This is a genomic window from Paenibacillus sp. 3LSP (assembly GCF_032465655.1).
Lineage (GTDB): Bacteria > Bacillota > Bacilli > Paenibacillales > Paenibacillaceae > Fontibacillus > Fontibacillus barengoltzii.
The window spans coordinates 19,103-42,902 of the sequence record NZ_JAWDJI010000244.1 but is presented as its reverse complement, the minus strand read 5'-3'; the positions used below and the strand labels follow the sequence as shown (position 1 = coordinate 42,902).

The window sequence follows — 23,800 nt, the reverse complement described above, 5'->3', positions numbered from 1 at the left end:
ATCCATTTGAATGAAGGAGAGGATCGTATGAGCAACGAAACGAAGGAAAAAATCGTAGGCGGCAGCTTTGTCATTACCGATGTCGATTACCGTCAGGTGGTGACCCCGGAGGATTTTAGCGAGGAGCATCGCATGATCGGCGAGACGACGGAGGAATTCGTTCGCACGGAAATCCTTCCGCGGGACGAAGAGATTGAGTACTTGAATTATGAGCTGACCGCCAACCTGCTGCGGAAAGCGGGTGAAGTCGGTCTGCTCGGCGCAGACGTGCCGGAGGCATACGGCGGCATGGGGCTAGACAAAGTCAGCACCACGTTAATCAGCGAAAAACTGACGAAAGCCTCCTCATTTGCCCTCTCCGCCGGAGCCCATGTCGGTATTGGGACGCTGCCCATCGTGTTCTTCGGAACCGATGCCCAGAAGCGCAAATACTTGCCGAAGCTGGCGACAGGGGAACTGCTCGCGGCGTATTGCCTAACTGAACCTTCCTCGGGCTCCGATGCGCTGGGGGCCAAGACAACTGCGGTGTTATCCGAGGACGGGACGCATTATGTGCTCAACGGAACTAAACAGTTTATTACAAACGCGGGTTTTGCGGATATTTTCATTGTATACGCCAAAGTGAACGGCACCGACTTCAGCACGTTTATCGTTGAACGGAGCATGGAAGGGGTAAGCATCGGTCCAGAGGAGAAGAAGATGGGCATTAAAGGTTCCTCCACATGCCCGTTGATCCTGGAAGACGTGAAAGTGCCGGTTGAAAACTTGCTGTGGGAAGTGGGCAAAGGCCACTTGATCGCCTTTAACATCCTGAATATCGGACGCTTCAAATTGGCGGCGGGATGTCTCGGTTCCTCCAAGGATGCGATTGAATATGCAGCGAAATACGCCAATGAACGTACCCAATTCGGGCAAAAGATTTCGTCCTTCCCGCTCATCGGCAAAAAGCTGGCGGAGATGAATACGCGGACGTTCGTGCTGGAAAGCATGGTCTATCGCACAGCGGGCTTGTTTGACGTCGGATTAGCAGATGTCGATTACAGCAGCGCAGATGTGGGCTACCAATCGGCGAAGCAAATCGCGGAATATCAACTGGAATGCTCCATCAACAAGGTGTTTGGCTCGGAGGTGCTGGATTTCGTCGCGGACGAAGGCGTGCAAATTCATGGGGGCTACGGGTTTACTCAGGAATATCGAATCGAGCGGATCTACCGCGATTCGCGGATCAACCGGATATTTGAAGGCACCAATGAAATCAACCGCCTCCTGATTCCCGGCGCGCTGGTCAAACGCGCAATGAAGGGGGAACTTCCTCTGCTCCAGGCAGCGCAAAAGCTGCAGGCAGAACTGATGGAGCCGATCCCAAGCCGCACGTTTGAAGGCACGTTGGAAGAGGAAGCTTATCTGCTGACCATGGCCAAAAAGATCTTCCTGATGGCGGGCGCCCAAGCGGTGCAAAAATATCAGCTCAAACTGGAGCGGGAGCAGGAAGTGCTCAACCATTTAGCGGATATGATGATCGCCATCTATGCGATGGAAAGCGCGCTGCTTCGCACGAAGAAGCGCATTGCACAAGCGGGTGAAGACAAGGCCGCGCTGTATATCGCCATGACAACGGTGTTTATTCAAGAAGAATTTGGCAAGATCGAAGCCTTGGCGAAGGAAACGTTAAGTTATATGGAGACAGGGGATATGCTGCGCACACAACTCTCCATCCTGAAAAAATTGACAAAGCGCTCGGCAGTGAATACGCTGTCATTAAAACGGCAAATTGCCGCCGAAGTGATTCGGGCGGAGAAATACGTACTGTAAAATTGCGAGGTTGGGAGGCAAGGCGTATGTCGAGTAAACCTTGGCTGAAGTTCTACCCTGCTGAAGTACCACCGACCTATGATTATCCGAAGCAAAATCTCGCCCACTTTTTAGAAGTTACGGCTGCTCGTTACCCCGAAGTTACGGCTCTGGAGTTTATGGGAAAAAAGATGAATTACCGCACCCTGCTGCAACAGTCGTACCAATTTGCGAATGCCCTGCGAAAGCTGGGCATTCGCAAGGGGGACCGGGTAGCCATCATGCTGCCGAATTGCCCGCAGACGGTGATCGCCTATTACGGAACACTGCTCATGGGCGGGATCGCCGTCATGACGAATCCACTTTATATGCCTAGGGAGCTGGAGCATCAGCTCACGGATGCAGGCGCACGCGTGATCGTGACGTTAGATCCGCTCGTGGAGCGGGTAAGAACAGCGACCAAGTTACATCCCATGGAATATATCATTGCAACCTCGATTAAGGATTATTTACCTTTCCCCAAAAATTTACTGTATCCGATCAAAGCCAAAAAAGACGGCATGCTGGTTCATTTAAACTACAATGATCGCTTAATCGCTTTTCCAACCTTTCTTGCCAGCGGCAGCCCCGAACCCTGCCATGTGGAAGTGGATCCCGAGCAGGATTTAGCGTTATTGCAATACACCGGCGGGACCACGGGCTTTGCCAAAGGGGTCATGCTGACGCACATGAATCTGGTAGCCAATACGATTCAAAACCAGCTTTGGTTCTACCGGGCTAGGCCGGCAAAGGAGAAGTATTTGGCGGCTCTCCCCTTTTTTCATGTGTTTGGTATGACGGTGCTGTTAAATCAATCTGTTTCTTTAGGTGGAACTCTGCTGCTGATGCCTCGTTTTGAAATTAATCAGGTGCTGCAGACGATCCATCTCAAGAAACCATCGGTATTTCCTGGCGCACCCACGATGTATGTTGCAATCATTAATCATAAGGACGTTGGCGGGTATGATTTATCTTCGATTAATGTCTGCGTCAGCGGTGCGGCTCCGTTGCCGCTTGAGGTCCAAACCCGGTTTGAGGAAATCACCGGCGGCAAGCTGATCGAGGGCTATGGATTAACCGAAGCCTCCCCGGTCACGCATGCCAACAACATCTGGGGGATGCGGAAAACCGGATCAATAGGCATCCCATTTCCCGATACTGATGCGATGATCGTACAGCCCGATACGCTCGAGGAGGTGCCGGTTGGTGAAGTCGGCGAGCTGGCCGTACGGGGCCCTCAAGTGATGCGGGGATACTGGAACCGCCCGGAAGAAACGTACAAGACGCTGCGTGACGGGTGGCTGCTCACCGGAGATTTGGGGCGGATGGATGAAGACGGATTCTTCTACATTTTAGATCGGCGCAAAGATTTGATCATTGCCGGAGGATATAACATTTATCCGCGGGAGGTCGAAGAGGTGTTGTTCGAGCATCCGGACGTGGAAGAGGCAATTGTGGCCGGTATCTTCGACCGATATCGCGGCGAGACGGTCAAAGCTTATATCGTTCTGAAAGAAGGGGCAGTACCGGACGAGGAGGGCATCAAACGCTGGTGCAAGGAGAAGCTCGCTGCTTATAAGGTGCCGAAGGTTTACGAATTTCGGGATAGTCTTCCGAAAACGTTGGCCGGTAAAGTGCTGCGCCGCAAGCTCGTGGAAGAAGAAGCGGAGCGTCAGAATCCGGCTCAAACGAAAGAGAAGTAACCGTTGGTGTGCTTAAATCCGAGGCAGAATCAGGGCTTTTTGGCAGCGAACGGGATGAACGGAGGTTATCTGAAATGAAAGCGGATTCAGAAGAGCTGCAACAACGTTTAGCGTTGTGGAATCAAGCGGCGATTGGCTCGTTTGTGGATTATCTCGGCTGTGAAGTGGTTGAAGCGAATGAGCAGCGGGTTGTGATGTGCCTTCAAATTCAGCCGCATCACTTGAACTTGATCGGCATCGTCCACGGGGGGGTTCATGCGACGTTGATCGATTCGGCAATGGGACTGCTGGCGATGATTGCCAAACCGGAAGCCAGTGTGGTGACAACGAACTTAAACTTAAATTACGTCACCAAAGCCGTGAAGGGATCGATCACTGTGACTGCTGAACTGGTTCACATATCGCGTAAATCGGTGACCACGATGGCGTATGCACGGCTGGATCAAGGTGAAATCTGCGCATTTGGAACAGGAACGTTCCGCGTGACCTGACGTTTAGGTGGATACCTACGCAGGAAGTCCTCCTAACGCATATGGTGAATAAACGCAAGGACATATGTGTTAGGAGGAGCCTATGAATATTTTGATGGTGGCGCCCGAGCAGATCCCGGTTCCCGGGAACGGCTCCGTGGAGATCAGCATGCTAGCCATCGCCAAGCAATTGGCCGTGAATCATCGCGTTACGCTGATCAGCAGAAAGGCCCGTAACTTGCCCAGCGTCAGCCGGATGGGGAACTTAACGATCGTCCGGGTGAGCAGTGGAAGCTCCAGTAAGTATATCGCCTCCGTTTTGCATTACTTGAAAGGGAGACGGTATGACCTGATTCAAGTCGATAATCGTCCGCATTATATGGCCAAAATCAAGGCGGCGTTTCCCCATACTCCCGTCACGTTGTTCCTGCATTCGCTGACGTTTGTGAAACCCACCACCAAAGTGAACGAAAGTCTGAGCCGAGCCGACCTGATTATTGCCAACAGCGATTCGCTGAAAGCGAATTTAGCCGCGCGCTTCCCACGGCATGCGGGGAAACTGCGCAAGGTGCATCTTGGTGTAGACACCGCTCGGTTTAGCCCGGCAAGCGGAGCAGGGCACTCTGGAACATTCCGCGTCTTGTTCGCGGGGCGGGTCATTCCACGCAAAGGGGTTCCGGTTCTGATCCGGGCGATCAGCCGTGTGCGCAAGGAATATGGGCCGGTTAGCTTAACCGTAGTTGGCGGCGGTAAACCCGGATATTTAAGAGAACTCAAGCGTTTAGCCAGGGCGAAGGGAGTGCCTGTCATATTTACCGGCAAAGTTCCGCATCGTTCCATTCACCGCAAGTTCCAGCAGGCCGATCTGTTTGCGTGTCCGTCACAGGAGCATGAAGCGTTTGGTCTGGTGAATGTGGAAGCGATGGCATCGGGTCTTCCCGTCGTCGCATCCAATATTGGCGGGATTGGGGAGATCGTCAAACACGGTTCGAATGGTTACCTCGTCGATGCCTACCGCAACTCTGAAGAGCATGCGAAGTGGATTCTGAAGCTGGCACGGGATCGGGAGCTGACCGCTCGAATGTCCAGACAAGCGCGGAAGGACGCTGTAGAGAAGTTCGGATGGAAGCAAACGGCCAAGAAGCTGATGGGAATCTATCGGCAGTTTGGTTCATAAACCTTATCCTACCAAAAACGGACGATAGGATGCCCTGTGGCATGGCCTTCGTCCGCTTTTTATTTATTTCCGCTTGTATTTGCCATAAGCACGAGCATATTTCATGATGGTGCGGAAGATACTCTTATCCTTCAGTTTCCGGAAGATGAACGGATCCGGCGAAGTGTTCACTTCAAGAATCCAAGGCCGCATCTTCTGGTCAAGCGCCACATCGACACCGATTTCGCGCAGCCCGGGGAAGCTCTTCTTTAAGTGATTGGCAATGTCCTCCCCAAAGCCCTCCAGTATATTGGTATAAGACTTGAGCCGCGATCCCTTCAAATAGGGGGAAAGCAGCTTCTCTACCGGCATAAGCTTCCCATCATTATGATAGTTGGTGACAATCTTCTTCGGGTGGGCCAGTCTGCCAATTATGCCGGTTGTCTTCCAAACCTTCTGCGGGGTACGTTGCACCATGACACGCAGGTCGAAGCGCCGCTGATCATATTTGAGCAGCTCAATGCCTTGCTGAACGAGATAACGACCTTTCAGCTTATGTTTTCGAATCGAGTGATAGAGTTCATCCACTGAATGATGGGTCGACACCTTTTTGTCAAGCTGGTGTTGGTAGATCCCGTGTCTGGAATAAGGTTTATATTCGACCCGCATGACGCCTTTTCCCCATGTGCCGTTCACTGGCTTAACGTAGACCATATGGTATCTCAGCAGCATACTATGCAAATTCTCTTTAGTAAATCGGCGGGTTTCAGGGAGATAGCTCCGCAGCGTCTTGCTTTTCATCAACGCTTCATTTTTTTTCAGCTTGCTTGTGATATGACGCGGGTGACGAGCAGTTTTCATGATCGCGGTTCCCCTTCGAGATGTTTTTTATGGTAATGTATTCGTCCGTACTGGAAAAGGGAAAGATGATCACCTACCCGCCCTGAAAATAGACAGATGATTGACCTGAATTAGTTCGTTGGCATATAATTGTCAAGACAACTATTAAAGCAAGGTGTGACATATGGTGAGAAGGGACCACTCTCAGCACGAGCTGGCCATCGGATATATCATGGGGATGGCTTACCGCAAAATCACAGCATTACTGCAGCATCGATTGAAGGATTATGACATTACCACCGAGCAATGGTCCGTACTTCATAAGATCTATAATTCAGATGGCATGATCCAGAAAGAGATTGCGGATCGAACCGGAAAGGACAAGCCAACGATTACTCGAATTATCGACTTGCTGGAAAGCAAAGGACTCGTTCGCAAGCAAGCGGGGGAGCGGGATCGAAGATCGTTTGTCGTATTTGCAACCGAGCGGGGAAGAGAACTGATCTGTGAAACGTTGCCGATCGAACGGGGCGTAAATGAAGAGGTGAAGCAGCTCATGGATGCGGAGGAATACGAGAAGCTCGTGGAGCTGCTCCAGCGCATCCATCTTCAGCTCGGTGAAGAATCGCAAAACAAAGGTTGACAACTAAGTAGATTAGAGGCGAAGAAATGAATTTACACAAGGAATCAGACCGATTATGGACGAGATCGTTTATATCATTAACGATCTCTGCTTTTTTGTTATTTCTGAATTTGCAAATGTTGTTGTCTTCACTTTCATCTTATGTCAAAAATGACCTTGCCGCCAGTGATTTAGAGGTCAGTCTCGTGACCAGCGTTTTTGCGGTATCCGCAATTTTGGCTCGTTTCCTCACAGCAGCGATGCTGCGGAAGTTTTCACCTAACGTTCTGCTGTTCACTGGCTTAATCATCGCAGCACTTATGACTGAATTCAATCATTGGGCTGGATCGGTTGGAGGATTGATGCTGTTACGGGCCGGTTACGGTGTTGGTTTTGGGATTGGCAGCACCATTTTGCCAACGTTGGCATCACGGATCATTCCGCCAACTCGAATGGGGGAAGGCATTGGGTATTATGGGTTGTCCAGCAGCTTGGCGATGTCGATCGGCCCAATGATCGGTTTAAATATGCTGCAGAAGTACGGTTTTGGCACATTGACCTTGACGGGGGCATGGGCTGTTCTGGTGGTGATCCCGTTGTTGCTAATTACCCGAGCATTGCCAAGAAACCATAATCAAGAGATGAAAGCAAGCGAGAAGAAAACGACGCCGAGAGCCAGCGCCCCGGCCCTGGAACGTCGTACGTCGTTTAACCGTAAATTTTTGTTGCCAGCATTTCTAAATATGTTATTATCGATCACCTACAGCGGTCTGTTAAGCTTTATCGCTCTCTTCGGCGAATTTATCCACTTGGAACAAGTGGGGTTATTTTTCTTGTTTAATGCGGCCACGGTGGTCATCATTCGTCCGATCTCCGGCAGAATCTTTGATGCGAAGGGCCCTGGGGCCGTCCTGATTCCTGCGGCGCTTTTGGTAGTTGCGAGCATGGTTGTTTTGTCCTTCACCCAGTCGCTGCCAATGCTGATCGTTTCGGCGTTACTGTATGGACTTGGCTTCGGGGCGACCCAGCCTACGCTGCAGGCTTGGATGCTGCGATCCAGCACACCGGAGCAATACGGAATGGCGAACAGCATGTTTTTTAATACCACAGATTTTGGTGTTGCCATTGGTGCAATCATTCTGGGAGCCATCGCTTCCGCCACGAATTATGCGGTGATGTACCGTTATTCCGCCGGGGTTATGGGATTGTTCCTGATCTTTTACGTTGTGTCACATTTGTTGGGGAACAAGCGGTTATCCACGAAAAATGATCCGGCAGACCGCGCTGAAGTGAAGGTAAGCAGCACGAGCTAAGGCGCAGCTATTTCCCTTTGCGCGTTAACTCGGACAAGCGATCCCACTGTTCTTCTGTCACCTCGGCAAGGTCGTTAAACTGTCCGGCCCCGCGCAGCCATTCCCCGCCGTCAATCGTGACCACCTCGCCGTTGATGTATCCGGCGGCATCCGAGACGAGGAAAGCGGCTAGGTCCGCCAGCTCTTCGGGGCGGCCGGTTCTTCCAAGCGGTACGCGTCCCAGCATTTTCGCCTCCAGCTCCGGAGTAGGGGAGAGGCGAGACCAGGCGCCTTCCGTCGGAAACGGTCCGGGTGCGATCGCCACCTGACGGATCCCGTGAGGTGCCCACTCGACGGCGAGGGAGCGGGTCAGCGCAAGTACGCCAGCTTTGGCAGCGGCGGAGGGCACGACGTATCCCGATCCGGTCGAAGCGTAGGTCGTGACAATGTTCAACATCGTTCCGGGCAGCTGCTGTTCAATCCACCGTTTTCCAACCTCTAATGTCATGTAAAACGTACCGTGCAATACGATACCCAGTACTGCGTTGACAGCATTGGGCGACAAGCGTTCCGTCGGACTGATAAAATTGCCGGCAGCGTTGTTGACAAGCACATCGATCCGGCCGAAATGTTGCCACACGGCATCCACGCAATTGTGGACTTGTCCGGGATCGCGAACATCACAGCGCTGCCGGTATACCTCACCGCCATAAGCAGAGGATAGTTCTTCAGCGGTTTGCTCCAATACCTCTTCACGTCGTCCGCAGATGGCGACCTTCGCGCCGAGTTGCAAGAACCGACCAGCCATCGCCCGTCCCAATCCCGTACCGCCTCCGGTGATCAGAATCACCTTATCCTTCAATAAATCTTGTGCGAACGCTTCCATTTCTTCACGCTCCCAGATTTCAAATCAACCTCTTTACCATGATATTCGCGCTAAAGGTTCATTATCCTGTCGTCTGGGAACCGTTGGTGGATAATAAAATATCCGCAGCGGCTCCATCAAGGAACCCTGCGGATGATCAACGGAAGAGGAAGGTTATTTCGCGGAATCTGTATCGGTGAACGGCACCGGCTTGGCCACCCATTCATCGGCTTCTGGCTCGATGTCCACGCCGTTTTCAATCTTCTTCTTCTCCGCTAATGAATCCCCTTGCTCATTTAATTTGTTACGCAGCTCAGCCTCATCGCGGGCTTGTTGATTTTGATGCTCCATGCTGATCCTCCTTAAAAGTGATTCTCTCGGTAGTAGTCATTACCTTCCATAGGGTATCCCGATCACGGTGATTTCATGTTTCAGACCTGTAGAAATTAGTTTATATTTATAAAAAGCTGGAATAAAATAGGAATTGGGACATCCTTGCGTTTCATTCGTTGCAACTCCGAAGTCGCTTAACGAAAGACAGGCTTTCCACTTTCGCTTTGAGGAGGAATGATGATGAAGCTTCAAAAGGTTTGTCTGGTTTTACTGTGTTTCTTTATAGCCACCACGTTTGGGGCCGTTGCACCGGCTGCTCCCGCCAACGCCGCAGGGGAAATGAAGCCGTTCCCGCAGCAGATCAGCTATCCGGGAATCATCAAGCCAAGCCACGTCACCCAAGCCGCGATGAATCAGGCTGTGGCGTCATATTACGATTATTGGAAAGCGACTTATCTTCGCAACAATTTGTCTTCTTTGCCCGGCGGTTACTATGTGAAGGGCAACATTACGGGAGATCCCGACGGGTTTACCGCGCTTGGTTCCTCCGAAGGTCAGGGCTATGGCATGATCATCACCGTGCTGATGGCAGGTTATGATCCGAACGCCAAGACGATTTATGACGGATTGTTTAAGACGGCACGTACATATAAGAGCAGCGGAAACCCGAATTTGATGGGCTGGGTAGTAGCGGACAGCAAAGCCGCTCAAGGCCATTTTGGCTCAGCTACCGACGGTGATTTGGACATCGCTTATTCGTTGATTTTAGCTCACAACCAGTGGGGCTCGGGCGGGGCGATCAACTATTTGCAAGAAGCGAAAAAAATGATTACCAACGGCATTAAAGCAAGCTATGTTACATCTGGTTATCGGCTTAATCTTGGAGATTGGGACGGTAAGGATGCGCTGAATACGCGGCCGTCGGACTGGATGCTCAGTCATTTGCGCGCTTTTTATGAGGTCACAGGGGATGAGACTTGGATTCATGTGATAGATCATTTGTACGACGTGTATCAACAGTTTAGCGCAACATATTCTCCGAATACCGGACTGATCTCTGACTTTGTGGTGGGTAACCCGCCAAGACCTGCGCCAGAGTGGTATCTGGATGAGTTCAAAGAAACGAATCAATATTACTATAATGCAAGCCGTGTACCGCTGCGCATCGTTATGGATTATGCGTTATACGGCGATACCAGAGCGAAAGCGCTCGCCGACAAAATGGTGAGCTGGATCAAAACGAAAACCGGCGGTGCACCTGCAAATATCAAAAATGGCTACAAGCTGGACGGCACAGCCATAGGAAATTATGCCACAGCGGTATTTGTCGCTCCGTTCATCTCGGCGGGAACGGCGAATTCCAATCATCAAGCTTGGGTGAATGCGGGCTGGGACTGGATGAAGAATAAGAAAGAGGATTACTTCAGCGATACCTACAATTTGCTGAACTTGCTGTTCCTATCGGGGAATTGGTGGAAGCCCGGCGGGGCAACTGTACCGGAAGCTCCGAATCTGGCCCTGAATAAAACAGCGGTATCCAGCACAATGGAAGGCGTGGGGTTTGTACCGGACAAGGCGGTAGACGGCAACCAGATGACGCGCTGGGCCAGTCGCGAGGGGACCGATCCGGAATGGATTTACGTTGATCTGGGTGCCGTACATCAAATCACCGGCGTCAAGCTGCGGTGGGAGGTGGCATACGCCAAGCGGTACAAGATTGAAATCTCCACGGACAGCGGAGCGCCAGAGCATTGGCAGGAAGTATATTCGACTTCAAGCGGAGATGGAGGACTTGATGAAATCCCGCTTTCGCCGCAGCCGGCAAGATATGTCCGCATGTATGGCATCGAGCGGGGGACACCTTACGGGTATTCCCTTTACGAGTTTGAAGTGACAGGTCAGTGAAATGAAGAAGGGACAGGAACTGCCGAAATGATTCGGAGCTTCCGATCCCTTTTTTAAGTTACAGATTAGATCATCAAGATTTCGCGAATTTCTTGCTCGGTCAGCGCGGAAATGGCCTCTTGTCCAGGCTTCAGCACCTCTTCGACGAGGTGCTTTTTCTTCTGCTGCAGCTCGTACATTTTGTCTTCCACGGTGCCTTGGGCAACCATGCGAATGACATGTACGATATTCTTCTGCCCGATCCGATAGGCCCGATCTGCCGCCTGTTGTTCGACCGCAGGATTCCACCATAGATCATAAAGAATGACGGTATCCGCACCGGTTAAGTTCAGGCCAGTGCCTCCGGCCTTCAGCGAGATGAGAAACAAATCGCGTTCCCCGTCGTTAAAGCGATCGCATAACTCTACCCGTTCGGCAGCTGGCGTCTTCCCATCGAGATAAAAGAAAGGCATCCCTCGGTAGCCCAGCTCTCGGCCAATCAATCCGAGCATCTCCGTAAATTGGGAGAAGATCAGTATGCGTTTGCCGGCGCTTTGGCATTCTTCGATCATTTCCATCAGTTGGTCAAACTTCGCTGAACCGCCGTCATAGCCGTCAACGAATAAGGCCGGATGGCAGCATAGCTGGCGCAGCCGGGTTAAGCCAGCCAAAATGCGAATACGGTTCTGCCCGAACGTGTCGTCATCCAAATGCTTAAGCGTCTCCTGCTGCAGCTTGGCCAAGTAGGCCAGGTACAGCTTCTTCTGTTCCGGCAGCAGCTCAGAAGGTTGAAGGGACTCGATTTTTTTCGGCAGCTCCTTCAGCACGTCGGTTTTCAGCCGGCGCAGGACGAAAGGGCGGATGCGTTTGGCTACCGTCTCCCGGGACAAATCGTTAAACGCCTGGCGACTAGGGAATAACTCTGGAAAGACGGCGCTAAAAATCGACCATAACTCTTCCAGCGAGTTCTCTACCGGAGTGCCGGTTAAGGCGAACCGGTACTTGGCTTGCAAGCTCTTCACGGCTTGGGCCGTTTGGCTGGCGTGATTTTTGAAGCTTTGAGCCTCGTCCAAAATCAGTGTATGGAACGCCAGTTCAGCGAACTGCTCAATATCGCGGCGCAGCAGTGGATAGGAGGTGATCACTACATCCGCTTGCGACGCCTCGCGCAAGGTTCGCACCCGTTCAGCTTTACTTCCGTCGGCGATTACCGCCTTAATGTTTGGTGCGAATTTCGTCAGCTCGTTCCGCCAGTTGTACACCAGGGAAGCAGGGCAGACGATCAACGCCGGCTGTCCAGTCTCCGCAATCTCCGGCAGCACCGATATGAGAAAAGCGACGCTTTGCAGCGTCTTTCCAAGCCCCATATCATCGGCAAGAATGCCGCCGAAGCGATAGTAGGCCAGTGTCTTAAGCCACTGATAACCGTAAACCTGGTAGTCGCGAAGTACATCGGAGAGCTGTGGCGGCACCGGAAAGTCCAGATGGTTAGGATGCTGCAGGTTATGCAGCAGATCGCGGTACGATTTGCCCAGCTTCACTGGGCCTTGTCCACGGTCTTCCTGGATATGCAATCCGCGGATCACTGGTACACGGAATTCCGGCCCGCGGATATCGCTTTGGCGCAAGCCAAATTCGTTCAGGAACTTGACGATCTCCTGAAACTCCTCGCTTTCAAGCGGCATTAATGCACCGTTTGGCAACCGGTAGTATTTGCGCTTCTCCTCCAGTGCCTGAAGCAATCCGCGGATTTCCGAATCACCGATCCCGGTCATGCTGAAGCGAAACTCCAGCCAATCCGTACGCTCGTCGAGCTCCACGGATATTTTCGGCGGTCGAAGGTCGGTGATGAGCCGGGTCTTGACTGCCGAGGTAGCATATATGTCCACGAGCTTCTCCAGTTCTGGCACGACATGATACAGAAATTCGTATTCCGCCTCCTCATCATCGAGGAAATAGGCGCTTTCGGTTCGGGTCATGTAGCCGGAATCCAACAGATTTATAATCTCCCGTTCCTTCTCAGTATCGCGCAGCAAGATTAAATCCGTACCTCGCTTGGGACCATGATCATCCAAGGGGTTAAACACGATATCACCGTATTGGAATTCCAAGCCCGCCAGGAGCCGGTCCTTAACCCGATCAAGGTACAGCCGGGCTTTCAGCTGGGTCCGTACCATACGGCTGGCGACCTTTTCCTCGACGTGGATAGTTCCGAACTTTGTCAACCCGGGCAGCACCCGTTCAACAAAGGGCTCGATCTGGTCTGGAGAGATCAGGATATACGGTTTCCGCGCAGTAATCATCATATGTTTTAATTCAGCGAGCCGGCGAGTTTGCGCGGGCGAGAGGCGGATCAGCTTACCTTCCGATAAAATGATGCCATAGACGTCCATGACCAGAACATCATCCAGGCCCTGGGCGGAAAACTGATAGCTCTCGTCCCCGGCTTGGCCGAGTTGAAAGCTAAGTGGCAGCGGCCCGTCTGCCACTTCAAGCCCCGGCCAGATGCGGCCATCTTGCTCCAATTGCACGAGCGGAGCTTGGGTGAGCAGCGGCAGCAGATCGTCCCAAAAGACAGGCGGCACCGGTAACAGTCGATCGGAAACCCCATTCGATTTAAGGGAGTATCCTCCGAGGCTCTCGTGAAACATCTGCTCATTGCGTTGGATTTCCGCCAGCTTCTGCAGGATCGCTTCATCCTCCGGCCGAAAGGCGTAACGTTCCGGGTCGTAGTTGAAATGTTTGGTGAAGCTGTATGGCTCGCCGCGTGAGATTTTATCGAGAAAATCCCGAATGTTCTTGACGATATACAGACGCTTCTCGCCGATCTTCAGCTCCAGACCGAACAAGTACTTACGGTAGCCGTACGGCACCGGATGGAGTGTAAATTCCACCTCCAGCGGCGTCCGCTGATCAAACCTTAGTCCAGTCCGCAGCGGCGGCGGGGCAGTCTCTTCAAACAAGCGCATCATATCACGGGCGATCCAGATATCGCGGGAAGGGATGTCCCCAGGTTGTTTACGCTGGATCAGGCCGTAGGATCCATTGCGATCGTCGTCCATTGAATCTAGAAGGTCATCCTGCTGCCGCAGCAGAGACGGAAACGGACGAACCGGCGCCTTACCGCCTTGCAGCATGTCATGAACCCCCAGCAAGACGGCGGCAATATGCTTGCAATAGTTGTTATAGGAATAGAAGGCGGGACAGTTGCATTCCGCATGCACGTCGCCGTGTTCATCGATTTGCAGCGACACATGATAGTGTCCGGTTCCAGACACTGCCGCTTCATAGACACGGGAGCCGTGGTCCATCCGGAGAAAGGCCACTTTCCCGGTCCGGTAATATGCTTCTCCACGCTCGTAAGCGATTCGGCCGCATAGCAATTTAATGACGCGCTCCGTTAACTGAAAACTCATGCACGGATTCCTTTCTCGTATAATTTCCGTTCGTCAGGTGTTCGCCTTTTGTTCTCCCCCTATGATAACAGAAAATCGACTATTGAAAAACGAGCGTTGAAATCAGCCTGCTGTGAGGATAATATCACTGCGGTTGCTATATTCTTAAGACGTCCCTTAAGATAAGATGATGATGGTATAGAAAATGGAGGGAGCTTAGGTATGGATACCTTTGCCTGTATTTATATTCTTCGCGGGGACCCGTTTCGTCCGGGAACCTGCATCTACCTGGATCAAGAGACGACGGAAATCGGTCGGACGTCTTCCGAGAGTTTTCCGGATATGGCCTTTACGAATATCTTTATTTCTCGTAAACATCTAATGATTCGGAAAGAAGGGGACCGTGCTGTCGCCTACGATCTGGGGAGCCGTCATGGGACGGAACTGAACGGGGTCCGGATGATCCCGCATGCCCCTTATGTGCTTGAAACGAATGATATCCTGAAATTGGCGCGTGGCACCTGTGTACTGCATTTCTCTTATTCGCCTGGAGAACAAACGCTGGAGTTTGAGCCCGTACATGAATCAACGCATTCGGAGACGACTGAGGGAGCGGTGACGATCCATTGGGAGAAACGGGAATGCATTGTGAACGGCGTCAAAATTTCGATGTCGGAAAAAGAATATTTGCTGCTGCAGCTGCTTCATGATCACGCGAACCGTCTGGTGACGATCCGTGAGATTAAGCAGACGGTGTGGTATGACCGTAATCCTGGTCCTGACGGGTTACCGGATGTGACGATCGATGAATTAACGACATTAATTTATCGGATTCGCAAGAAATATGGACGCGATACGTTCCAGATCAATGCGATCCGGGGGAGCGGATATATTTTAGAGACAGAATAGGACGGGTTAGGAAGGATCGGGGGAGACTGGCTTGAGCAAGATCAGGAAGATATATAGAAGCAGAACGCTATGGATATTGCTTGCCCTTATTGCTTTTGTTTACTTGAACAATACGCCTCATCTGACCGCAGCTCAGGGCGGGGAACCTAAGCTGCTGGCGCATCGTGGTCTGGCGCAAACCTTCCCGATGGAGGGGATCGAGAACGATACGTGCACAGCGGAACGGATATATGAACCGGAGCACGAGTTTCTGGAGAACACCTTGCCATCTATGGAAGCCGCTTTTGCAGCCGGGGCTGATATGGTGGAATTGGATCTGAAGCCAACCAAGGACGGGCAGTTTGCCGTGTTCCATGATTGGACGTTGGATTGCCGGACCAATGCGGAAGGCACAACGAAAGACTATACGATGGCGGAGCTGAAAATGTTGGATATCGGGTACGGATATACCGCCGATCAAGGCAAGACGTATCCGTTTCGCGGCAAAGGGGTTGGGCTGATGCCATCGTTACCTGAAGTGGTGGAGCATTTTCCCGGCAAGGCGCTGCTACTGCACATCAAAAGTGATGACCCCGAGGAAGGGAAGCAGCTTGCGGCATACCTGTCTACGTTAAAGAAGGAGGAGCGGGACGGGATAACCGTTTATGGCGGCGATCTGCCCATTGCGGTCTTGAAGGAGCGCCTGCCGGACCTGCGGGTCATGTCCAAGGCAACGTTAAAGCAATGTCTGCTCTCGTATGAGGCTTCCGGCTGGACAGGGTACATCCCTGATGCTTGCCGAAACACCGAGCTGCACATCCCTGAGAAAATCGCGCCTTGGCTGTGGGGCTGGCCGGATAAATTCCTAAGCCGTATGGAGCGAGCGAACACCCGCGTTGTTATCGTCGGAGGGGACGGCAGTGATTTCTCCAGCGGCTTCGATACATTGGAAGACGTGAAGCGCCTGCCCGCCGGATACAGCGGCTGGATCTGGACGAACCGAGTCGACCGAATCGCTAAGGCGGTTCAAACTGGAACTAGGATGGACAATTGAGGACGAAACAACCTTTAAGAGGAAGAAATACATCTGTCAGTGATCTTCCTCTTTACACTTGAGTCATACGAAATATCTTAAAATCTCTATAATTACTGACTTCATGGCCGGCTTGATGTCTTTCCATAGACATTGAGCCGGCTTTTTTACACTTTTTTTAGATTTCGTTTAGAAGCAATTTAGACCCGGGGGCTAAGCTTAGGAAGGTGAGACAAAACAAAGGGAAAGGAAGTTGAAGATGAACTCAAAATGGATCAAGCGCGGAGCGGTATTCGGGATTGGAGCAGCCTTACTGCTCGGCAGCGGGTTGTCCGCTATGGCTGGAACGAACGGGTATGAAACGTATAAAGCCGCTATCAAGCATACGCATGCTGCATCCAGCTTAACGAACCAAGGTAGCCTCGTGGTGACCGATGAGCAGGCTATGGCCCAAGTAGGCTGCGTCATTGAGGCGGCGGATGCGTACGACTATATGACCGGAAGGCAGAACCTTCGCCAAGCCGCACGTTGCTATCTGGAGTTACCACTTTCACGAATCGATGAGGTGCTGGAGATGACGGGCTTGACGCTGAAGCGAGTGCTGATGAATATTGCCAATAACGGCGGACAGTCAGCTTGGCGTGGGGACAACAATACTTGCACTTGCGGAGCCTTACGATTTGCTTGTACTTGATCTGATGCTGCCGGGCGTGGACGGTTTTGAGATCTGCAAGCAAGTTCGTGAAGCCAGGGATATTCCAATTCTCATGGTCTCTGCGAACAAGGAAGGACGAGCTGCAGATCCGTGGCTTGCGCATTGACAAATGCTGCTCTTTTTGGCGTTGCATCCAAACCGGGTATTTTCCAAGGATGATCTGTTTGAGAAGATCTGGGGGATGGATTCGCTGGGCGATCTGGCCACCGTCACCGTCTACATCAGCAAGCTTCGGGAAAAATTGAGCAGGACCCTTCGCAGCCGCAATATATCGAGACGATTTGGGGCGTTGGCTACCGCTTTAATTTGTAGATATGCCTATGACCGTTTTGCTGCTTCTTTTACAGGATTATCCCTTTCGTTAAGGGAGCAAAAACCTCTGTGAGTTTGCGGAGAGTTGGTGTTTCTTCTTGCTCTCTGACCCAAAGGGATAATGATGACGTATGGATCTATAAACCCTCGTCCCTTGGGGGTGGTGCTTTGTTGGAAGTTACTATATAATCTTTAGCGGACTCATAAATTGATTCAAAAAAGCGAGGGATACAGCATGGCTGCCATTGAAGTGCGCGATTTGCGCAAGACTTTTAAGGTGCAGAAAAACCGCGAAGGCCTCAAAGGGGCCTTTCTTGATTTATTTAAGCGGGAATACAACGAAGTGGCCGCCGTGAAAGATATTTCTTTTCAGATTCCAGAGGGAGAGATCTGCGGATATATCGGGGAAAACGGAGCCGGAAAATCGACCACCATCAAAATGCTGACTGGTATTTTGGTGCCGACGTCGGGACATTTGAAGGTTGGCGGCTTCGTGCCATACGCTGAGCGCGATAAGTTCGTGCAGCATATTGGCGTCGTCTTTGGCCAGCGCAGCCAGCTTTGGTGGGATATCGGCGTCATCGAGTCGTTTGAACTGCTGCGTAAGGTATATCGCGTGCCGCAAGCCGATTATAAGAAACGCCTAGACGAGCTGGTGGAGCGCCTTCAGCTGCAGGATTTGCTGAACCGTCCGGTACGTAAGCTCAGTCTAGGCCAACGGATGCGCTGTGAGCTGGTCGCGGCGCTGCTGCACAACCCGTCGATCGTCTTCCTGGACGAGCCGACGATTGGTCTCGACATCGTAGTCAAATCGGAAATTCGCGATTTTCTTAAAGATATGAACCGCGACCACGGAACAACGATCTTGCTGACAACCCATGACCTGCAGGATATCGAGGCACTTTGCTCCCGCGTCATCATGCTCGACGACGGGCGGATCATTTACGACGGCGGCTTAGAGGAGTTGAAGGACCGCTGGGGGACGGGCAAGGAAGTCTTATTCCAGTTCGGAACAGCCACCAAGCTCGATCAATTGCGGAGCTGGACGGGCACGCTTCCCGTCATCTGGACGGCTGAGAATGACCTGAACGCCAAGGTCTGGATTCCGCGGGATATCGGTGTCTCCGAGGTATTGGGTCAAGTGGTCGGCCAAGCGGACATCACCGATATCAAAATTATCGAAACCAACACCGACGAAATCGTCCGCAGCATTTACCAATCCGGCTCGGCGGACAAACCGGCGAACTCTGAAGCGGAAGTGGAGAGCAAAGAAGGTGCAGTCATCCATGTCTAACCAGTGGGGGGCCTATCTCGATTTTATCCGCATCCGTTTTTTGACAATGCTGGCGTATCGGGTGAACTATTATTCGGGCATTCTGATCTATTCCTTGAACATCGGGGTTTATTATTTTACGTGGAAGGCGATTTACGGCGACGGCGGCGAGCTTGGCGGTTTCACCGCTTCACAGATGACGACCTACCTGGCCGTATCCTGGATGGCTCGGGCGTTTTATTTTAATAATCTGGATCGTGAAATCTCCACGGATATTCGAGATGGAAGCATTGCAATTCAATTTATCCGCCCTTATAACTACCTGATCGTCAAAATGATGCAAGGACTTGGCGAAGGGATGTTCCGCTTCATGATGCTGATGATCCCGGGCATGGCGATTGCGATGGTGCTCTTTCCGGTCAAATTGCCAACTGAATTAAGCGCTTGGGCAGGGTTCCTGGTGATGTTGTTCTTCAGCTTCTTGATCAATTCGCAGCTGAACGTGATTACGGGATTGATGTCTTTTTTCGTGGAAAATAACGAAGGGTTTATGCGTATGAAACGGGTGGTTGTGGATTTGTTCTCCGGCCTGATTATCCCGATCAGCTTATTCCCGGCCTGGCTGGGCGGCATCATGTCGTTCCTGCCTTTTCAGGCGATTACCTATTTGCCGGGTTCGGTCTTTACCGGCCGAATTCAAGGCGCTTCGATCTGGAACGTGCTTGGCATTCAGGTGATCTGGTTCTTGATTCTGCTCATTCCGATGATTGGGCTGTACCGTGCTTCGCGGAAACGCCTGTTCGTGCAAGGAGGTTAAGGGAAGCATGTACTACTTAGGCCTCATGGGCGAATACTTGAAAAATTACATGAAAACCCGCATGACCTACCGCGCCGACTTTTGGGTGGAGGTCATTTCCGATCTGTTGTTTCAGGCAACCAACCTGATCTTTATCTTTGTGATCTTTATGCACACCAACAGCTTGGGCGGTTGGAGTGAAAGCGAAGTGGTGTTCGTTTACGGTTTCTTTATGGTGCCGTTTGGTGTGTTTAGCTGCTTCGTCAACCTGTGGAACTTCAGTGAGCGGTACATTGTGAAGGGGGAGATGGACCGGATTATGACGCGTCCGGCGTATAATCTGTTCCAGATCTTCCTGGAAAACGTAGATCCGCCAGCTCTCGTCGGCTCGATCATTGGGGGCATCATTATGCTGATCAGCGGCGGGCAGTTGGGGCTTAGCTTCGAGTGGTGGACGATTCCTGTGCTGCTATTGTTTACGATTAGCGCTGTAGCGATATACACGGGCATCTACACGACGTTGACGTCCTTGTCGTTTTATTCGGATGCGCCAACCGGGATCTTGCCGCTGATGTACAACGTGCAGGGGTACGGGCGCTATCCAGTGACGATTTACAACCGGGCGATTCAAGTGCTGCTGACCTGGATCCTGCCGTTTGCCTTTGTTGGCGTCTATCCGGCTTCATTGTTCCTGGAGCGCGAGGAGATGTGGCGGATGGCGTGGCTCACCCCGCTGGTTGGCATCGTATTCTTAGCGATTGGCCTGACCGCATGGAATTATGGGGTTAAGCGATATCGCGGGGCTGGATCGTAAACATTAGTATGAATAAAGCCGGCGTCCCTTCATGGGGCACCGGCTTATGTTCGTTCTCGTCAGCTGCTTCAACTGCAAAAGTGCAGTTCATTTTTGCAGAAACAGGCTATTTTCGTGATTTAGATGTAAAAGTACAGTTCCTTTCCGGCATTTGGAGTCGATTTACGAGAAATCTTCGTTTCTAACTGCACTTTTACATTTTATCGTCCTAAACCGTGGGTTTAGGGCTGTTTCAAATGTACTTTTGCAGTTGGCCGCAAAGACAGGGGGCGCCGGCAGAACAAGCAGCCTGCTCGCGAATCAGAACCGGTTCCGGTTCTTATACAGCAGAACCATAAAGAACGGCGCGCCAATCGCAGCGGTCAACACGCCTGCCGGCACGTCCCGCGGCAAAAAAGCCGTGCGCGCAATCAGATCTGCCACGAGCAGGATCAATGCGCCGAGCAGCGCGCTGACCGGGAGCACGCCGGAGAAGGACGGCCCGGTCAGCCTGCGAGCCATATGCGGCGCCATCAGCCCGATAAAGGAGATGGCTCCACCGATGGCTACCGCAGATCCTGCCAGCGAAACGCTGAGCACGATCAGAAGCAAACGCTGCAGCTGAACGCGGGAGCCCACGCTGGCGGCGATGTCGTCACCCAGTGCTTGAATGTTGACTTGGCGGGCTTGCAGCCAAGTGAGAACGAGCAGCACGGTCGTCCAAGGCAGCAGCGTCAGCACATCGTTATCCCAGGAGACGCCGTAAATGCTGCCGGTCATAAACGTGAGTGACTGATTCGCCAGCTGCATCGGTCCGGAGATGATCAGCATATACGAGAACGACTTGATCGCGGCAGATACCCCGATCCCGATGAGGATGATCCGCAGCGGGGAGGCTCCTTTTTTCCAAGCAAGTACATATAAGAGCGCGGTAATGAAGAAAGCGCCAAGGATGGATGCCAGCGGCATCCAATGGATTGAAATCGTGCCTTGAAACACATAGATAAACAAAATCGCGCCGAGCGAAGCTCCTTCCGTAATTCCCGCGACATCGGGGGAAGCAAGCGGATTTCGGATTACGCCTTGCAGGATCGCCCCGGCCACGGCCAAGGAAGCGCCAACCAGCACAGCAATGAGAATTCTCGGCAGACGGAGATTCACGACGATGACTTGTTCTCCCGGCTCGGCCATGCCAAACAAGGCCTTCAAGACGGTCATCGGCGGGAGATATTGGCTGCTGACCCCTACGCTGATAATCATCATGACGATACATAGGATAGCGAGGAGCAGGCAGATCCAGAGGGTTCTGCTTCTTCTGGCCCGATGCGACGAAGGGACCGGGAGCGATGCAGCTTTGTTGGATTTAGCCATCAGTTCTTCACCCCTCTTCTTGCGATGTATACGAAGAACGGAACCCCCAAGATTGCTGTCATCACGCCTACCGGAATTTCCTTAGGCATGGCGATGTATCTGGAGCCGATGTCGGCCGATACGAGCAGGATGGCCCCCGTCAAGGCACAATAGGGTAATATCCAACGATGATCTGTCCCGACAAAATGCCGAATGATATGCGGGATGATAATGCCAACGAAGGCGATAGGTCCAGCAACAGCAACAGAGCCGCCGGCGAGCAGGATGACGGCTGCAGCGGCTAACGCTTTAATTAAGCCCGTACGTTGGCCCAGTCCTTGCGCAACGGTTTCGCCCATCGCCAATACGTTAAGTTGTCTAGCGAGCATGAGAGCAAGAACCAAGCCGATTCCCATATAAGGAAGGACGTTCAGCAACTGCTCCGTCCCGCGCCCGGTCACAGATCCTACGAGCCAGACGAGCACCTGATCGAACATCTTCCCGTCGGAGAGCATAAGCCCTTGAGTCAACGAATAAAAAAACGCTGCCATCGAAGCCCCTGCCAACGTGATCTTGATCGGCGTCATGCCGTCTCGACCCAGGCTGCCGAGAAGAAATACGACCGCTCCACTAAGCGCAGCTCCGATCAAGGCGACCCAGGTTAAGGCTTGAATCCCCGATAAGCCAAGCCAACCCGAGGCCAAGATAATAAAGAAAGCAGCCCCAGAATTTACGCCCAACGTGCTGGGCGAAGCGATGGGGTTGCGGGTGATGACTTGCATCAATGCGCCCGCAACGGCGAGGCAGGCACCGACGGAGGCAGCGATCAAAGCACGCGGTACACGGGCCGTCTGAATGAGCAGGTGTTCATTGCTTCCGTTCGGATGGACAAAGGATTCCCAGACGGTAGAAAATGGGATGTCCGTCACGCCAAAGCTGATACTGCATACGACGGCTGCGGCTAATACCAGCGCACAAATCAACAAGCCTAAACCTTTCATCGGACTAGATTACCCACTTTCTAGATCAAAATAATAATGACCTTTAAATCTTAGAAGATAGGGAAGAGTCTGTCAATGAGGCTGATAATCATTCTTAATTGTAATTGTATTGACAAACTAAAGGGGGATGTCCTATATTCATGAAGATGATAATCATTATCACTCAAAGAGAACATTAAAATGACAAAAGGGGAGAAGGATCATGAACCATACTCATACCCAAAAAACAAACCGCAGGCGCTTAGTCTTATGGGCTTTCGCGGTTATGGCGCTGGCACTCGTTGTTGCGGGATGTGGGAATAGCAATACGCAAGGATCGTCCAACAATACCGATACCAACGGAAGCGCGGCAACCGAGAACCAGACGGCAGACAACAGCACGAACGCCGCGGCAGATGGCAAACGGGTTGTGAAGCATGCGATGGGGGAAACGGAAATTACAGGTACCCCGCAAAAAGTTGTGGTCTTGACAAACGAAGGTACGGAAGCGCTATTAGCACTGGGAATTAAGCCGGTCGGAGCCGTGCGCTCCTGGCTCGGGGATCCGTGGTATCCACATATTCAGGACGAGATGGAGGGCGTAACGGTAGTTGGTGAGGAAAGCCAGCCGAACCTTGAGCTGATCGCTGGCCTGAAGCCTGATCTAATTATAGGGAACAAGATGCGTCAGGAGAAAGTATATGAGCAACTGCAGGCGATTGCCCCTACCGTGATGTCCGAGGACTTGCGCGGCAACTGGATGAACAACTTTAAATTGTACGCCGAAGCCTTGGGACTCACCGATAAAGGGGATGAGTTGCTGGCTGACTTCGACGCACGAATTGCTGATTTTAAAGCTAAAGCCGGAGACAAGTTGAACGAAACGGTATCCGTCGTTCGCTTTATGGACGGGAAGACCCGTGTGTACCACACGAATACGTTCTCGGGGATTATTTTTGAACAGCTGGGTATTGCCCGAAATGCCATGACTCTAAATGCGAAGGATACGTTTGTTGATGAAATCACCAAGGAACGGCTGCCTGAAGTAGACGCCGATCGAATTTTCTACTTCACGTACGAAACCGGCAACGGCAATGCCAGCCAAACCGAGAAGGATTGGACTAACGATCCGTTATGGAACAATCTGAGCGCCGTCAAGAACGGCCAAGCCTACAAAGTGGACGACGCCATCTGGAATACCGCTGGTGGGATCAAAGCAGCCAACTTGATGCTGGACGACTTGTACAAATTTTATGAGATTGAAAAGTAG

At 51.9% G+C, this 23,800-nt stretch carries 20 protein-coding genes and 2 pseudogenes; 16 read left to right on the top strand and 6 right to left on the bottom strand.

Annotated elements, in window-relative coordinates; genetic code table 11:
* The first annotated feature begins 27 nt into the window (after window positions 1-27).
* From RW092_RS21640 to RW092_RS21625, 4 genes are all read left to right on the top strand, one after another.
* Window positions 28-1,812 (top strand): acyl-CoA dehydrogenase family protein, encoded by a 1,785-nt coding sequence (locus tag RW092_RS21640; RefSeq protein WP_316011256.1) that lies wholly within the window; start codon window positions 28-30, stop codon window positions 1,810-1,812.
* Between the two features lie 26 nt (window positions 1,813-1,838).
* The gene (locus tag RW092_RS21635) at window positions 1,839-3,533 is read left to right on the top strand and encodes a long-chain-fatty-acid--CoA ligase (RefSeq protein WP_127575447.1); all 1,695 of its coding nucleotides are present in this window, start codon (window positions 1,839-1,841) and stop codon (window positions 3,531-3,533) included.
* Between the two features lie 74 nt (window positions 3,534-3,607).
* The gene (locus RW092_RS21630) at window positions 3,608-4,024 is read left to right on the top strand and encodes a PaaI family thioesterase (RefSeq protein WP_316011255.1); all 417 of its coding nucleotides are present in this window, start codon (window positions 3,608-3,610) and stop codon (window positions 4,022-4,024) included.
* 82 nt (window positions 4,025-4,106) lie between these two features.
* Window positions 4,107-5,180: a glycosyltransferase family 4 protein gene (locus tag RW092_RS21625; RefSeq protein WP_316011254.1), complete on the top strand. Its 1,074-nt coding sequence runs from the start codon at window positions 4,107-4,109 to the stop codon at window positions 5,178-5,180.
* A gap of 63 nt (window positions 5,181-5,243) precedes the next feature.
* On the opposite strand, the gene RW092_RS21620 is transcribed toward RW092_RS21625, so the two are convergent.
* Window positions 5,244-6,020: a YheC/YheD family protein gene (locus RW092_RS21620; protein WP_085279027.1), complete on the bottom strand. Its 777-nt coding sequence runs from the start codon at window positions 6,018-6,020 to the stop codon at window positions 5,244-5,246.
* Between the two features lie 166 nt (window positions 6,021-6,186).
* On the opposite strand from RW092_RS21620, the gene RW092_RS21615 reads away from it, so the two are divergent.
* Both RW092_RS21615 and RW092_RS21610 read left to right on the top strand, forming a co-directional pair.
* Window positions 6,187-6,642: a MarR family winged helix-turn-helix transcriptional regulator gene (locus tag RW092_RS21615; RefSeq protein WP_316011253.1), complete on the top strand. Its 456-nt coding sequence runs from the start codon at window positions 6,187-6,189 to the stop codon at window positions 6,640-6,642.
* A gap of 26 nt (window positions 6,643-6,668) precedes the next feature.
* Window positions 6,669-7,934, top strand: a complete 1,266-nt coding sequence (locus tag RW092_RS21610; protein ID WP_316011252.1) for an MFS transporter — start codon at window positions 6,669-6,671, stop codon at window positions 7,932-7,934.
* A 7-nt stretch (window positions 7,935-7,941) separates the two neighbouring features.
* On the opposite strand, the gene RW092_RS21605 is transcribed toward RW092_RS21610, so the two are convergent.
* Together RW092_RS21605 and RW092_RS21600 are read right to left on the bottom strand one after the other, a co-directional pair.
* A complete protein-coding gene (locus RW092_RS21605; protein WP_316011251.1) occupies window positions 7,942-8,799 on the bottom strand; it encodes an SDR family oxidoreductase in 858 nt (285 codons plus the stop codon).
* A gap of 153 nt (window positions 8,800-8,952) precedes the next feature.
* Window positions 8,953-9,129, bottom strand: coding sequence for a hypothetical protein (locus RW092_RS21600; RefSeq protein WP_016312251.1), 177 nt, complete (start codon window positions 9,127-9,129; stop codon window positions 8,953-8,955).
* A 309-nt stretch (window positions 9,130-9,438) separates the two neighbouring features.
* Between RW092_RS21600 and RW092_RS21595 the strand changes: the two are divergent.
* Both RW092_RS21595 and RW092_RS21590 read left to right on the top strand, forming a co-directional pair.
* Window positions 9,439-10,593 (top strand): annotated as a pseudogene (locus RW092_RS21595) (family 8 glycosyl hydrolase); the annotation flags it as partial.
* Window positions 10,594-10,623: 30 nt separating this feature from the next.
* Complete coding sequence (locus RW092_RS21590) at window positions 10,624-11,016, top strand: discoidin domain-containing protein (RefSeq protein WP_410055564.1); 393 nt, start codon at window positions 10,624-10,626, stop codon at window positions 11,014-11,016.
* Between the two features lie 65 nt (window positions 11,017-11,081).
* Here the strand turns inward: RW092_RS21590 and RW092_RS21585 are convergent, their stop codons facing one another.
* Complete coding sequence (locus tag RW092_RS21585; protein ID WP_316011250.1) at window positions 11,082-14,411, bottom strand: DEAD/DEAH box helicase; 3,330 nt, start codon at window positions 14,409-14,411, stop codon at window positions 11,082-11,084.
* A gap of 201 nt (window positions 14,412-14,612) precedes the next feature.
* Between RW092_RS21585 and RW092_RS21580 the strand changes: the two genes are divergently transcribed.
* From RW092_RS21580 to RW092_RS21550, 7 genes and pseudogenes are all read left to right on the top strand, one after another.
* The gene (locus RW092_RS21580; protein WP_028538845.1) at window positions 14,613-15,299 is read left to right on the top strand and encodes an FHA domain-containing protein; all 687 of its coding nucleotides are present in this window, start codon (window positions 14,613-14,615) and stop codon (window positions 15,297-15,299) included.
* 31 nt (window positions 15,300-15,330) lie between these two features.
* Window positions 15,331-16,332 carry a glycerophosphodiester phosphodiesterase family protein gene (locus RW092_RS21575; protein ID WP_316011249.1) on the top strand — a complete coding sequence of 334 codons (1,002 nt, stop codon included), beginning with the start codon at window positions 15,331-15,333 and terminating at the stop codon, window positions 16,330-16,332.
* A 238-nt stretch (window positions 16,333-16,570) separates the two neighbouring features.
* The gene (locus tag RW092_RS21570; protein ID WP_316011248.1) at window positions 16,571-17,005 is read left to right on the top strand and encodes a hypothetical protein; all 435 of its coding nucleotides are present in this window, start codon (window positions 16,571-16,573) and stop codon (window positions 17,003-17,005) included.
* Window positions 16,968-17,338: pseudogene (locus RW092_RS21565) on the top strand (DNA-binding response regulator); the annotation flags it as partial. The gene RW092_RS21570 and the pseudogene RW092_RS21565, both read left to right, overlap by 38 nt.
* 235 nt (window positions 17,339-17,573) lie before the next feature.
* The gene (locus RW092_RS21560) at window positions 17,574-18,632 is read left to right on the top strand and encodes an ABC transporter ATP-binding protein (RefSeq protein ID WP_316011247.1); all 1,059 of its coding nucleotides are present in this window, start codon (window positions 17,574-17,576) and stop codon (window positions 18,630-18,632) included.
* Window positions 18,625-19,428 carry an ABC transporter permease gene (locus RW092_RS21555; protein ID WP_016312244.1) on the top strand — a complete coding sequence of 268 codons (804 nt, stop codon included), beginning with the start codon at window positions 18,625-18,627 and terminating at the stop codon, window positions 19,426-19,428. The genes RW092_RS21560 and RW092_RS21555 overlap by 8 nt, the downstream gene beginning before the upstream one ends.
* 7 nt (window positions 19,429-19,435) lie before the next feature.
* Window positions 19,436-20,221, top strand: coding sequence for an ABC transporter permease (locus tag RW092_RS21550; protein WP_016312243.1), 786 nt, complete (start codon window positions 19,436-19,438; stop codon window positions 20,219-20,221).
* Window positions 20,222-20,521: 300 nt separating this feature from the next.
* Here RW092_RS21550 and RW092_RS21545 read toward each other — a convergent pair whose 3' ends face one another.
* Both RW092_RS21545 and RW092_RS21540 read right to left on the bottom strand, forming a co-directional pair.
* Window positions 20,522-21,571 carry a FecCD family ABC transporter permease gene (locus RW092_RS21545; protein WP_316011246.1) on the bottom strand — a complete coding sequence of 350 codons (1,050 nt, stop codon included), beginning with the start codon at window positions 21,569-21,571 and terminating at the stop codon, window positions 20,522-20,524.
* A complete protein-coding gene (locus RW092_RS21540) occupies window positions 21,571-22,551 on the bottom strand; it encodes a FecCD family ABC transporter permease (RefSeq protein WP_085170185.1) in 981 nt (326 codons plus the stop codon). The genes RW092_RS21545 and RW092_RS21540 overlap by 1 nt, the downstream gene beginning before the upstream one ends.
* Window positions 22,552-22,753: 202 nt before the next feature.
* Here RW092_RS21540 and RW092_RS21535 point away from each other — a divergent pair, with 202 nt between their 5' ends.
* Window positions 22,754-23,800, top strand: a complete 1,047-nt coding sequence (locus RW092_RS21535; RefSeq protein WP_316011245.1) for an ABC transporter substrate-binding protein — start codon at window positions 22,754-22,756, stop codon at window positions 23,798-23,800.

What these genes read in the sequence shown, in the direction of transcription:
- RW092_RS21620 (WP_085279027.1), bottom strand. Translation starts at nt 6,020, where the DNA reads ATGAAAACTGCTCGTCACCCGCGTCATATCACAAGCAAGCTGAAAAAA.
- RW092_RS21585 (WP_316011250.1), bottom strand. Translation starts at nt 14,411, where the DNA reads ATGAGTTTTCAGTTAACGGAGCGCGTCATTAAATTGCTATGCGGCCGA.
- RW092_RS21535 (WP_316011245.1), top strand. Translation starts at nt 22,754, where the DNA reads ATGAACCATACTCATACCCAAAAAACAAACCGCAGGCGCTTAGTCTTA.
- RW092_RS21630 (WP_316011255.1), top strand. Translation starts at nt 3,608, where the DNA reads ATGAAAGCGGATTCAGAAGAGCTGCAACAACGTTTAGCGTTGTGGAAT.
- RW092_RS21555 (WP_016312244.1), top strand. Translation starts at nt 18,625, where the DNA reads ATGTCTAACCAGTGGGGGGCCTATCTCGATTTTATCCGCATCCGTTTT.
- RW092_RS21550 (WP_016312243.1), top strand. Translation starts at nt 19,436, where the DNA reads ATGTACTACTTAGGCCTCATGGGCGAATACTTGAAAAATTACATGAAA.
- RW092_RS21640 (WP_316011256.1), top strand. Translation starts at nt 28, where the DNA reads ATGAGCAACGAAACGAAGGAAAAAATCGTAGGCGGCAGCTTTGTCATT.
- RW092_RS21610 (WP_316011252.1), top strand. Translation starts at nt 6,669, where the DNA reads ATGAATTTACACAAGGAATCAGACCGATTATGGACGAGATCGTTTATA.
- RW092_RS21580 (WP_028538845.1), top strand. Translation starts at nt 14,613, where the DNA reads ATGGATACCTTTGCCTGTATTTATATTCTTCGCGGGGACCCGTTTCGT.
- RW092_RS21560 (WP_316011247.1), top strand. Translation starts at nt 17,574, where the DNA reads ATGGCTGCCATTGAAGTGCGCGATTTGCGCAAGACTTTTAAGGTGCAG.
- RW092_RS21625 (WP_316011254.1), top strand. Translation starts at nt 4,107, where the DNA reads ATGAATATTTTGATGGTGGCGCCCGAGCAGATCCCGGTTCCCGGGAAC.
- RW092_RS21545 (WP_316011246.1), bottom strand. Translation starts at nt 21,571, where the DNA reads ATGGCTAAATCCAACAAAGCTGCATCGCTCCCGGTCCCTTCGTCGCAT.
- RW092_RS21570 (WP_316011248.1), top strand. Translation starts at nt 16,571, where the DNA reads ATGAACTCAAAATGGATCAAGCGCGGAGCGGTATTCGGGATTGGAGCA.
- RW092_RS21635 (WP_127575447.1), top strand. Translation starts at nt 1,839, where the DNA reads ATGTCGAGTAAACCTTGGCTGAAGTTCTACCCTGCTGAAGTACCACCG.
- RW092_RS21605 (WP_316011251.1), bottom strand. Translation starts at nt 8,799, where the DNA reads ATGGAAGCGTTCGCACAAGATTTATTGAAGGATAAGGTGATTCTGATC.
- RW092_RS21540 (WP_085170185.1), bottom strand. Translation starts at nt 22,551, where the DNA reads ATGAAAGGTTTAGGCTTGTTGATTTGTGCGCTGGTATTAGCCGCAGCC.
- RW092_RS21600 (WP_016312251.1), bottom strand. Translation starts at nt 9,129, where the DNA reads ATGGAGCATCAAAATCAACAAGCCCGCGATGAGGCTGAGCTGCGTAAC.